The organism is Glutamicibacter protophormiae (assembly GCF_016894325.1).
Taxonomy (GTDB): Bacteria; Actinomycetota; Actinomycetes; order Actinomycetales; family Micrococcaceae; genus Glutamicibacter; species Glutamicibacter protophormiae.
Map to the genome: position 1 here is coordinate 3,349,436 of NZ_CP069806.1, position 12,562 is coordinate 3,361,997.

6 protein-coding genes and 1 pseudogene are annotated in these 12,562 nt (G+C 54.7%); 4 read left to right on the top strand and 3 right to left on the bottom strand.

The features are described from left to right. Positions 1-656 precede the first annotated feature (656 nt). From JQN66_RS15690 to JQN66_RS15700, 3 genes and pseudogenes are all read left to right on the top strand, one after another. A pseudogene (locus tag JQN66_RS15690) lies at positions 657-2,093 on the top strand (IS1380 family transposase). Positions 2,094-2,429: 336 nt separating this feature from the next. Then, on the top strand, positions 2,430-2,900 hold the full coding sequence (locus JQN66_RS15695) for an ATP-binding protein (protein WP_239464053.1): 471 nt from the start codon (positions 2,430-2,432) through the stop codon (positions 2,898-2,900). A gap of 223 nt (positions 2,901-3,123) precedes the next feature. Then, positions 3,124-4,569, top strand: coding sequence for an integrase core domain-containing protein (locus tag JQN66_RS15700; protein ID WP_204675853.1), 1,446 nt, complete (start codon positions 3,124-3,126; stop codon positions 4,567-4,569). Between the two features lie 1,011 nt (positions 4,570-5,580). Here the strand turns inward: JQN66_RS15700 and JQN66_RS15705 are convergent. Together JQN66_RS15705 and JQN66_RS15710 are read right to left on the bottom strand one after the other, a co-directional pair. Then, a complete protein-coding gene (locus tag JQN66_RS15705; protein WP_204675854.1) occupies positions 5,581-6,486 on the bottom strand; it encodes an HNH endonuclease family protein in 906 nt (301 codons plus the stop codon). 5 nt (positions 6,487-6,491) lie between these two features. Next, a complete protein-coding gene (locus JQN66_RS15710; RefSeq protein WP_204675855.1) occupies positions 6,492-8,405 on the bottom strand; it encodes an AAA family ATPase in 1,914 nt (637 codons plus the stop codon). A gap of 921 nt (positions 8,406-9,326) precedes the next feature. Between JQN66_RS15710 and JQN66_RS15715 the strand changes: the two genes are divergently transcribed. Beyond that, entirely contained in the window at positions 9,327-10,286 is a 960-nt protein-coding gene (locus JQN66_RS15715) for an IS481 family transposase (protein WP_204675856.1), read from the top strand. A 377-nt stretch (positions 10,287-10,663) separates the two neighbouring features. Here JQN66_RS15715 and JQN66_RS15720 read toward each other — a convergent pair whose 3' ends face one another. Next, positions 10,664-12,511 (bottom strand): DUF262 domain-containing protein, encoded by a 1,848-nt coding sequence (locus JQN66_RS15720; protein ID WP_204675857.1) that lies wholly within the window; start codon positions 12,509-12,511, stop codon positions 10,664-10,666. Between the last annotated feature and the right edge of the window lie 51 nt (positions 12,512-12,562).

Here is a 12,562-nt window from a genome sequence, read left to right on the forward strand (position 1 = left end):
CGTCTAAAAAAGGTCTCGGGCTTCGATTTCGAATCATTCGACGACTATTCACCGATTGCTATCACTGGATGCGTTCATCAAACACAAGCGTTCAGATGAAAAGCCAGAATCGCGCAGCAGAAACTCCCCTGAGCGTCGAGGGCGCCAAATAGCGTCACTGAGTAGTGCTGTTCTGACGACTTGGTCGCGCTGGCCCGGATATCTGGTAGTGCTCGGGACATTTCCCTGACGAAATTGACTGGATGTCGCGTACTCCGGCTTGACGAAAAGCTCACGGAAGAACGACGCTGAGAAGTTAGTCCATCTTCTCGTTTGCCCTAACTGTGAGCTGGAGCTAAACGGTAAGTGCCCCTGCTGCGAGATCCGCGCACGCCGTTGAAGTTACAGCGAAATACCTCTGGCTTTGGTATGAATCGCTCACATCCAAATAGCGGTAGTTAGTTGTGGAGATTTCGAGAGTCTACGTCTGGAGCGAAGACCTACAGTCATCTGGAACCGAGACAGGCGCCATGGTTACATTCTAGATCGAGAACTAAACCGGGTGTTTCATGGCGGCCCACGTCATTAATGGTCGTTAACAACGAAAGAGTGCTCTCAAATGGGAAAATAAAGGTGTCTAGGCCAGAATTCCATGAGTTCAAAGGATCACTCTTTCGGTGAACAACTCTACCGGTCTCTACCCCCAGCTCCCAACCGTGACCACGTCCCAGAATCTGGTGTCCCACGCAGCTCTACTCCCGTTGCCCCGACTGCTGAACAGCCTCGGATTCCGCCAACTGGCCGAGGATCGGCTTGGCCAGTTCGTCCCCGCCACGGCGCCCCACCGGCAGGGGAAAATGATCAGCGACCTGGTCTTGACCCTGGCCGCCGGCGGGGAGCATGGCACCGATGACGACCAGCTACGCACCGCCCCAGGGATCTTCGGTCCGGTGGCCTCCGAGAGCACGTTCAGCCGGTTCTTCACCCGGCTCACCGATCATCCCGGCGCGTTCGACTATGCCTTCGCCACCATGCAGCGCGAGATCCTCTCCCGACTCTGGGCCGCCGCAGGCCAGCGCAGCCCCTCCATCCGGGCGACTCGTGCCTATCCCTTGACCGTGGATATCGACGCGTCGTTGGTGCACGGGCACTCCGACAAGGAGCACGCCAAGGGCACCTATAAGCGCGGGTTCGGGTTCGCTCCGATGATCGCCATGGCAGAGGACAGCCAAGGCCACAGCACCGGCGAGGTGCTGGCCGTCAGGATGCGCCCGGGAAACAAGGGAGCCAATTGACGCGGCCGACCATATCAGCATCTTGGCTGAGGCCTTGGCTCAGCTACCCGATCATTTCTACGACCAGGATGGGAACCTGCTCGGTGAGAAGATCCTGGTCCGTACCGATAGTGCCGGGGCGTCCCGCGAGTTCTTGAAGCACGCGCACGCTTTGGGTCTGCAGTTCTCCACCTCGTATGCGCTGCCCGTGGCCAACGAGCGGTTCATCGGGTGGATCAACAAGAAGAAGTACTGGGAGCCGGCCCTCACCGCCGACGGAAGGTCAGGAAGGACGCGTGGGTGATCGACGCGTCGAAGGTCATCGAGCTGAGGGGCTATCCGCCGGTCACCAGGATCTACCTGCGCGCTGAACCGCTGCATTCGGGGGCGAAAGCAAGCTTGTTCGATACCGACTGGAACCGGGTGACCGCGTTCCTGACGAACAGCCCGCAGTTCGATCCGGCGTTTCTGGACGTGCGGCACCGGGCTCGGGGCCGCTGCGAGAATCGGATCAAGTCGCTGAAGTCTGCCGGGTTGGGGAAACTGCCGTTCGTCGCGTTCGGAGCGAACCAGGCGCGGGCGAATCTGGCGATGTTCGCGGTGAATCTTGTGGCGTGGGTGCAGTTGGCGGCGCTGCCCGCCGGGCATGATGCCGGGCGCTGGGATCTGAAACGGTGGCACTACCGGGTGTGATCGCTGGCCGGGAAACTGATCACTAGCAGACGACAGGCGCGGATCCTGATCAACCAGAACGCACCGGAAGCTGGTCTGGTGATGCTGCTGCACGAGAGCATCAGCATTCTAGCTGACCGGTGGCGTCAGGGGCATTCGACGGCCTGAGCTACTGGTTTCTGGTCCTAGAATCCTTCAATAGAAAGTCGATCATCCGGTGGGTGGTGACTGGTGCGTGCGTCCGTGGGTGGCGCTGTTCGTTGTGTTCTCAAACGGGAAGCCCACCCGCGCTTGGCTCATGACGGCTGCGGGTGGGTTTCTGAATCGCCTTGAAAAAGCTGGGCTAAAGCATCAGGTTACTGTCCCCAGCTCGTAGCTGGGCTAAGTTTTGTACAGCAGCCGTATTTGGAAGCGTCTGTGCGCATATCAGATAGCGCCGATGTAACGATCGGGTGTGTAATCTCGTCACTTCGTGGACACTGAAACTCAGCACTTCGTGGACAGGTGCTACCAAATACCTCTGTTAAACACACGGGGGCGGGCAAGACGTACCTTGTTTGCGCGATCGGTATTGCTGCCTGCCACACGGAGTATTCCGTGGCTTACACGCGGATGGACGACCTGGCCCGGAAGCTGCTCATCGCGAGAAACGACGGGGTAGGACATCAAGATCTGTTGCTGAAGCTTTGCGATGTTGACCTGTTGATTATCGACGACTTCCTCACGGTGGCATCGATCAGAATGTTGCCAGTGACTTGTTCGCGATTTTTGCTGAACGTGAGAATCGGTTGCCTACGATTATCGCGAGTCAGACTGATCCGTCGTATTGGGTGCAGGCCCTGCCCGATCCGTATTGCCGGCGATTCGATCGTGAACCGGTTGGCGACGAATACCCGGTGGATCGTTCTGGGGAATACTGACATGCGGAAGTTGAAGCATGACGAGGCCCGAGCAGCTACCGATTATTGGGAGTAGTTTCGACGCAACCCACAGATAGGTAACGCTCAGGCGCTCGCTCATCATCGTACTGGCTCAGGCTGACGCCTGAGCCAGTACCATCTGACCGGAATCCGGGTACCGACTGGCCGGACTGTCCTGTCTCATCACTTTGTGGACACACGATCTCATAACTTCGTGGACATGATGTCTCACCTCTTCGTGGACATTTACAACGTGACTTTCTGGCACGCTCATGTGTATGCCTAACGCACTTTCTCCACGCCTGCGCGCGATGATCATCAGCTTCGACCCGACACAGCCCGAGGCCCTGACCATCAGCGAATTCTGCAAGACCCAGAAAATCTCGCGCAGCATCTTCTACCGCATCCGCGAACGTGCCACCCAAGAATCAGCCGGCGCGCTCCACCCGCGTTCCAGAGCCCCAAGGGAACCTTCCAGACGCTATGGTCCCGAAGTGATCAACGAACTGGTCAGGATCCGTAAAGAACTCAAAAAAGACGGTTGGGACTACGGACCGAAAACCATCCACTACGAAGCAACTATCCAGGATGATTTTCCTGGCGGACAAATCCCATCCGTAGCGACCATTGCCAGGTTGCTGGCCTGTGTCGGTCATGTTGAACGCAGCCCGCGCAAGCGCCCTAAATCCTCCTACGTCCCCTTCGTACGCTCCACCGCTATGGCCCTGTGGCAACTCGACGCATTCGAGTTCAGAACGCTCTCCGATCAGGTGGTGACCGTCTACCAGCTGATCGATGATGCGACGCGATTCGATGTGGGTTCCAGCGCGTATGCACGGCACGAGAACAGCGGCGATGCGCAACAGGTGCTCGCTCAGGCCATCAATGCATACGGCCCTCCCAAGGAAGTCCTCAGCGATAATTCCAAGGCGTTCAATCAGCTTCGCGGTGGAACCATCGGCATCGTTGAGGCCTATCTAGCTTCTCAAGGAAGCATGCCGATCACCGGACTACCGGGCAGGCCGACGACTCAGGGCAAGAATGAACGCTCGCACCAGACCCTTCAACGGTTCCTCAAAGCCAACAAACCCCAAAATCTTGCTGACGTGCAGAGGTTGCTCCGTCGTTACCGTGAGCATTACAACCAGCGCCGCCCACATCAGTCCTTGAATCAGGCAACCCCGCAAAAGGCTTGGGAGCTGCTGGAGCACACACCGGCCACCGAGCCGATACCGATGGTGGTGCTGGAAGCCAAGGCGGCTGAGTACCTGATGAAGCGCCGCGTGGGCAGCTCGGCGGTGAATCGCGCTGACCTTGTCGTTTCGAAAACCGGGGACATCTTGGACAAGCTCACGGAGCAGCACGAGCCTGCCATGGATCGGGAAAGCCATCAGTTACTGGTTCGGGTCAATAGAGACAACTGCCAAGCGTATTATCGGGGCAAGCAGATCTCGCTGCCGCAGACCTATGCCGACCGACAGTTCCTGAGAACCATCACCGATGACGAATTCATCTTGTCGGATCCCGATACCGCGGAAGTCGTGTTGAGCTTCCCGTTGCCACTGGTGGCATTGCGTGTGCATCAGCGGTTTGTGGCCTCGTACTCGATCAGAGGAATTCACTTGGCGCACCCGACCAAGCAGTGGAGCCGGAAGGCCGCCGAATGCCAGGCCCAGTACGAAGCGCGGGAAGAAGACATGCCAGAGGTCTTTGATTACCGGTAGTCAGCCGTTGCCGGCGGCTCCGGAATGGGCACCGCCGGTAGCTGTGTACAAAGTCATGAGATCGGTTGTCCACGAAGTGCTGAGTTTCAGTGTCCACGAAGTGACGAGATTACACATCCGATGCGCGCACAGGCGCTTCCAAATACGGCTGCTGTACAGTGCGATTCCGGCACGTAGGTAGTGTGGCCAGCGGACGAATGCTGCGTTCTGGGAATAGTTGCAGTCAACCCATGGACTGTGTGCAGCGCGATACATGGCCAAGTCACGATGCGTGGACAATAAACTGACACTTTAGTTGTCGCTCTAGAGGACAACCATTGCACCGGCGTTGGTCCCGGGTTACTCGTGGTCGTCGCTCCCGGCGCGGACGCCCGACGTTTCCACAACTGACTACCGCCGTTTGGTTGTGAGCGATTCAAACTAAAGCCGGAGGTGTTTCACTGTAGCGTCAACGACGTGCGTGGATCTCATAGCAACGGCAACCGCCATCGCGATCCCGCTCACGGTCCGCACCAGTGAGAAGTCGGGCTAACTTCTCGGCCCCGTTCCCCAATGAAGTTGTCGCCACTCTGGAGCATGCAGTATTCAGCCAATCTTGCAAGGGAAATGCCACGGACACTACCAAGTATCCGGATCAGCACTTCCATGTCGTCGGAACAGCGCTACCCACTGACGCTATTTTGCACGTGGATTGAATAGCACCTGCCGAATAGGGGTTGAAGGTACTTCTGTTCCGGCGAGTTGGTACCGCTATTCCGCCCTCATGGTGTTTTATCTCGCAACATCGTAGACACTGAAGCTCATGGCTTCGTAGACAACCGATCTCATGACTTTGTACCAGGTCGTCGGAACGGCACTACCCACTAACGCTATTTGGCATGAACTGCTGCCCATGAACCGGATCGTTGGGAACACAATCGGAACGGCTGGATAAGGCGTTGCTCTATGAGCAAGCCTCTGCTTCAGATCCCAATAAAAGCGCACACCTTTGTGCTTACGTAACATCGACGGCTACGCACCTAGGCCAGACGCGCACCTGCTTTCTACCTGAGTGGCCAGATCTTCAATGAACGCGCGAGCCATAGCAGAAAAGGGTTTAGTCGGTTCAGCTGAACGCCACATATCCGCAATAGTTCTTTTTGCGGAACCCAGAGCGAAATCGATTTCTTGTTGCGTTGCTCCGACTCGCGTGATTTTCGCAATATCTTCGACAACTCGAATGCTCTGGATGCGCAATTCGTCTAGGACTTCAGTACGCAACCTTACTAACTCAACCCTGTTAAGCGCCAAACAGACTATAGTTTCTTTTCCCATATCGCTTTGACCACCCTGAATGTCGGAGGCCTCAACCACGCTGTATCGAATATCTGACCGCCATTTCAATTCTGGCTTAGGATCCATTCTGGTCGGATCAATCAGTAATGCTCCCTCAGAAAAATGATCATTATCTGGAGGAGTTAGACGTTTGTTCCTTACTGGAAATTTGTCAAATTTTCCGTATGATTTTGCAGGTCTGTTTAATTCAAGATCTCTGATCTGCTGAACTGTCATTTCAGCTGTCACGATATGCTGACGGAGCCGCTTATTACAGGGTGGGCAACTCGGCAGAAGATTGGACCATTCAAGCGCGAGCCACCAGTATCCGGAATGCGTAAGGTCATCAACATTGCCTTTTGGACGATAGTGTTCAACTTCCAAAAATCCCATTGAAATCTTTGTTTCACAATACGCACATTTCATATGAGACATGCTCAAAAGATCTCTTTTTATTTCATAAGTATTATAATGCTTGAAGCCTGTGAATATTCCTTTAGCTGGTTGCATTCCGGAGTAATGTTCGAATGCCCAATCTCTCTCTGCGTTTGTAGCAGTATCGCTCAGACAAAGAGGAGCTGTCCCCCTATTGAGTTTAATCATCTTATTTACATATTCCTCAGCGCATTTAAGACCGCATCGACAGCTTCTCCGCTTATCTCTGGACGAAGCCTCTCAACAGGTCGTTCCCGCTCTGCAATAAACCTCCCCATCGCCTCTCGAATAACTCGCTCCTGTGAGTCGTTTCCCATTGTTAGGTGGGAAATTAGACGATCAGCTTCAAGACTTAGCCCTTCGGGAGAACTACTTACGGCTTGAACATACCGCGCCATACTTAGTTCAGTTGCGGGGTCAGTTGTACTGGACAGCCCGAAGTAATCTGATGTCAACAGTTGGTCTGCTCGCATGCCCTTGACGCTGGGCAAGTTCTCCAGTTTCCTGATCGCACCGTCGGCCATGCGTTGAAGGACCACAACCTCTCCATCGTCCATGCCGTGAAGGCACAGAGGATCATGTGTCGTTGCTATGAATTGCACGCGGGGCAGCGCATCCCGCAAGGCCGACATAATCCGCATCTTCAATCGCGGATGAAGGTGGGTCTCTATCTCATCTATCAGAACAATAGCCTCTGCTTCTTCGATGATCGGATATCTTGATAGAAGTTCACGCACAATATCAACTACCATTGATATTACTGATTTATATCCGTCGCTTAGCCGCTCAAGTGGAATCGGTTGACCGTCAAACTCAATGCAAATGAGATTTTCTGAACTGCGTACAATTCTGTCATCGTTCTTTAGCGATAGGACGGCTCTAATAACTTGAGCGACTTGGGCAAACTCCTCTGAGCTGAGTTGGCTTAGCCATGAGCCGGGATGCGGAATTGTTGCCTTAGGGTTGAACAAAGTCACAACTCGTGCTGAGGCCTTCCCCGTTCGCTTCGAACCAAGTGGATCGAAGTATCTGCGGGGGCCGTAGCCGAGCACGATTGTGCGCACTTGATCTTCTCCTATGATCTCATTCTGGCCGGCATCATAGTGATAGATTGCGTCTACACCGAATCGAAAACTAAGTGTCGTGACTGGATCTGGTGGGGTGAGCTGATCCCATCTTCCATGCGTTTGGCCACTCAGGAAATCTCTGGACTTTAGCTTCAGCCTTTTAGCCTCCGACGCTCCCAGTAACGCCAGTGCGATGGCTTGCAGAACGCTGGTTTTACCAACCGAATTTTCTCCCAGCAGCATTAGACAAGGCGCCGCTCCTGTTCCAACGTGCGGCGATATTTCTAATTTTAGTGCGCTAATTCCCTTAAAGTTATTGATTTCAATATTTGAAAGTCCACCATTTCTCTCAACACGAGACCAGGGGCTTACCCCCCTCCGAGGACGAGGAGTATCTGAAACAGACATGGCGCCATCCCATCGGCGCCGTCTGCTGTCATCGCCGGGTAGGTCTTCAATTTGCTGAAGCACTCGTCTTTTTTCGTTTTCAGATACCTCCCCTAGCGCCTTTCTATTCAACGCAAACGGAAAGTTTATGGATTGGAATTTATTAGTTAAACCAGACCCTTTGAGTATTCGTTTTAATATATTGAGACGAACTCCAGCGAATTCCTTTTGGTAGTCTATAACATTTTCCAGTCGATCATAAGCTGATGATGAATTGAACAATTCCATCAGTTCGATCGCAAATCTTCTTGCCTCCACTTCTCTCTCTGCGATCAACTCTTCACGATTTAAGTTGAGGATAGAAATCGTGGCTTTTCCGCGATAAGTTTTCGGTTCAAACCATCCGTCAAACAAGCATTCCAAATGAGTGCTAATGTTGTCATTATATGGATTAATTAAATGTCGGTTTTCAAGTTCTTCGACATCATTAAGCCTCATTGAAGAATCTGCGCGTCGCCCTTCAACTGGGAAGAAATTGCTTTTATTGAATTTACATTCATCGCAAGTAAGGATTAAATTATCAAAGTCATAGGCAAGCCATGTGTACGAATCCGGAAAATTTGTCCCATCCAAGGCCCGAGCATTTCTCAGTGGTCTAAAGTGGTCGACACCACTCGTTGCAGTAACTCGTCGTTCACAGAAAACGCACTTGCTCATGCACCGATCGCGCACAACTCGTGATATTTCGGTTAGGTAGAAGACTTCCTTGTGGATAGGAGCCCGTCTCAGACTTCGTTCATCATCGTCGAGTCGCAGGTACTTTACGAGTTCCATCCGCGGAGCACGAAGTATCTGGAGACTCGTCGTATCATCGGCCCTGAAAGGAGGTAACTGGAGCACTTTGTTCCTTTTCATGCTTGTCTAGGTTTCAATGAATCTACCGGATCTGGATTGGCTGATGTTACTTGATCAGTCTTAATGTTGTGAGACACGCGGTCGTCGTAGAATGAGTGCATGTCCGAACGTCAGAAGTTCGCCCGGAGTGAACCGTTCCGGAAGTCATGCAGCCAATTTAGTAGCGGCGACACCGTGTAAAACGCTGGTGATTTCACCATAATAGAGTTCCTCAAATTCCACTGAACTCCGGTATCCCAAGGTCGGCTGCATTCAGGCACGGTTATGCCTATACACTCAGTCCACAACGGCATCTGCGACGTCAGAATCCGATGCCAGCGGACCGCAGCGGAACGGGGGGATCCCTTACCACGGCCTCGTTCTTGAACAACCGCATCACCGCCTCGACAGCGGCATTGTCGAATGCGTCCCCGAACGAACCGACCGACAGGACCAGCCCTCCTTAGCCAGCGTCTGCTTACACCGCTGCGAGAGATATCCGGCGCCGGCATCTGATTTTAGCCGATGTCGGCTTAACTCAGACCTAGGTGTAATGCCCACATAGGTTAAGAACACACGGCGTGGCACAGTGACAAAGAGAAGACCCCTGAGTGAAGTGGTGTTTGCGACAACATTCACGACAACCCAGAGGTCTTCTCCATGTCCCATCCTAACGCCACCCTCACCCCCAAAGGCCGCACCCTGCTCGCCCGCTGCATCGTCGAGGACGGCTGGTCCCTGCGCCGTGCCGCTGAACGCTTCCAAGTCTCCGTCGGCACCGCCAACCGCTGGGCCACCCGCTACCGCGAGCACGGCGCAGCAGGCATGCACGACCGCTCCAGCCAGCCACACACCAGCCCGCACCGCACCTGCACCCGCACCGAACGACGGATCATCGCCCTGCGCGTGAACCGCCGCTGGGGACCGGCCCGCATCGGCTACCACCTGGGCATCCACCCTTCCACCGTGCACAAGGTCCTCTCCCGGTACGGGTGCTCCCGCCTGTCCTTCCAGGACCGGGCTACCGGCCGGTGCATCCGCCGCTACGAGCACAAGGCGCCCGGGGACATGATCCACGTGGACATCAAGAAACTCGGGCGGATCCCCGACGGCGGCGGCCACCAGGTCCTGGGCCGGGCGGCCGGGAAGCGGAACAAAACCCGGACCGCCGCCAACAGGAGGCCTGGCTACGCTTACCTGCACAACGCGGTGGATGACCACTCGCGCCTGGCCTATACCGAGATCCTGAAAGATGAGAAGAAGGAAACCGCGGCCGGGTTCTGGGAACGGGCCAACGCCTACTTCGCCTCGCTGGGCATCACGGTGCGTCAGGTGCTCACCGATAACGGGGCGTGTTACCGGTCCCACGCGTTCAGGGACGCGCTGGGGGCAGCGGTGAAGCACCGGCGCACGCGCCCGTATCGGCCGCAGACCAACGGCAAGGTGGAGCGGTTCAACCGGACGATGCTGGAGGAATGGGCGTATGCCAGGTCGTACCGCACGGAGGCTGAGCGGGTTGCCGCGTTCCAGGGGTGGTTAGACTATTACAACTACCGTCGAGGACATACTGCACTGAAGGGTCTGGCGCCGGCTGATCGTGTTCTCAACCTCCGTGGGTAATACACCTATGCCGAGGAAAATATCAACGTCCGCGGTGATCATGACTAGTTCTCCTTTGAACTAGTTTTTTGTTCACGGTCGACCAACCGTCGGTAGCAACGTCTTACATCCACGTTATGACAGGCATCCATTTTCTGGCGTCGCGCCCCTCATCAGCAATCACCCTGCTGCCTTCAGTCTTGGTGGCACCCGCCTCGGATCATTGGTTGGACAGGGGCAAGACACCATGCCCAGGCTGGTCGGCCGACAGTCCCTACGATCCTCTGTGTAGGGACTGCCAACAACATAGCGGGAGCACTCATGCTTCCCCAGCGGTTAGCATATCCCTCTGCTGGTAGGCAACCACAGGGTTCAAAATTTCGTAGGAACGGCACCTGCTACTGATTCATATGGGGCCCAGGCCATTCCTTGATAAGCAGTTCGGCCATGGAGGCGCTTCTTTCATCGATCGTTGATTCGTCAAAAACACTAGGGTAGTCACTGACGAGGTGCGCGTTGAGGCGCAAGGCACTGTGTTTTGAGAGTTCTTTCCGCTTTGATTCCCAAGGGTCGTTGCCAAGGGATGGGTTCAGGCTCGAGGTGACCAAGGTCAGGTTGCCGATGCGATGGAGATGTTCTTTCCTGCTGTCCTCAGCTTCGGGGCTGGTGGGCGTCGGCAGGGGCCAGGTATTCTTCCATGTTTGCGGGATGATGTGTTCGATGGAGAGCTTGGCGGGCAGTATGAGTTTCTCGGTCTTGGATGAGAAAAGTCGGGCTTCGACGGCCTTGAGCAACATGCGCACCCGCGCTTGGGGCAGCCACTTATACAAGTCTCTGGTAGTCAGGTGGTTTAGGAAAGCTTCGTCTGTGGGCCACCAGCCGCTGGTGGTTTCTTGGTCAAAGGATTTCAGGTGCCCGATGATCGACCCGACCGGATCAGCCGCACCGTGCGTGGCTTTCAGCAAATCGAGCATGATTCTGTTGTAGTTCTTAGTGGTCAGCCTCAACGTCATCCGGCGAACCAACCATGATTCCAGTGCTGTCAGGGCATCATGGAGACGGTTCCGGGAGATTTTCTCCTGCTGCATGCTGCGCCACAATCGCATGGCAACGGGGTAAACAACACTGATGTCTAGAACGTCCCGCCGAGAAAAGAACAACCGTTCCTTGGTGCCTTCTTCAAGGGCATGGAAGCTGCGGTAAATTTTGGCGTCAGAGACCAGGTCGTCAGTGAAAGCTCTGACGCTTTCAGGCGTAGTCGCGTAGGTACCGAAGAGACGGCTGAATTCAACGAAGAGTCCAGTAGCGGAGATTTCCGAATTAGTTTTTTCCGTGAGCCAATGCATGAGGAACAGTTCGGCGCGGGGTCGCAAGTAGCGTCCCTGTTTGGTGTTTTCACGCCACCATGGTTCCCCGAACGTGGCCTGCCATACCTCACTGTCGAGTTTGTCCAGATCGAGGCCGAAAGTCTTAGCGCTACGGAAAACGTGATTCTTGACCAGGTCGATGGCCAAGAGTCGTTCTCCTTGCGCGTTGAGAGACTCGAAAATTCCTTGCGGATTATCTCCTGGCTGGAGTTCTATAACGACAAACAACAGCTGCTCGTACAGGGTGTCCCGCAGGGCATCGAAGTACTCATCAACCCGGTCTACAGGCAGTTCTGAAGCCCATTCTTGGAGGCTGTGTTCGAAGAATTCCCATGCTTTCGAAACCAGCATTTGTGGTCCTGAATGGTGGTCACTGGACTGCATGATTTCATTAAAAACCTCACGGTCGTGTCTTGTTGGCCGGAGCTTGAACACGTCCGCTTCGTCGACATCGACGTCATCGTCTTGTGTCCAAAGTCTGCGCAGTCGGGATGCGTGCTTGGGCTTATCTCTCGCGGCGCAGACGGCCGTTGCCGCGGACAGAAGCAGCTGGGATGTAGTAAGTCGCTGCTGACCGTCGATGACTTCCTGTGCCACCACCCCTCCTTTACCGGTGGAGGGTTCACCGATCACCACGGCTCCGAAAAAGTGCGGTGTCATGGGTGCCACTTTTGTGGGATCACCTGCCTGTTGTTCAAGATGGCGGTGGTCCACTAGTCGGTCAACGGTCTGCTTGACGTCATCCCAAAAGGGGCCAAGTCTGTCATTCTCCGGATCGTCTTCACGATGCTGCCAGACATAGGGACGTTGGTAGAGCGGAACCTCGTACCGCACTGAACCCTGGAAAATACGTTTAAGAGACTGCGATTCGGCTTTCACGTCATAAGCCTAACCAATGTCAGGGGCTAGTGATTCACAACTTCTCAGCGG

Bases quoted from the DNA above. Each gene is read 5' to 3' on its own strand.
- JQN66_RS15705 (WP_204675854.1), bottom strand. From the start codon at position 6,486: ATGATTAAACTCAATAGGGGGACAGCTCCTCTTTGTCTGAGCGATACT.
- JQN66_RS15700 (WP_204675853.1), top strand. From the start codon at position 3,124: ATGCCTAACGCACTTTCTCCACGCCTGCGCGCGATGATCATCAGCTTC.
- JQN66_RS15715 (WP_204675856.1), top strand. From the start codon at position 9,327: ATGTCCCATCCTAACGCCACCCTCACCCCCAAAGGCCGCACCCTGCTC.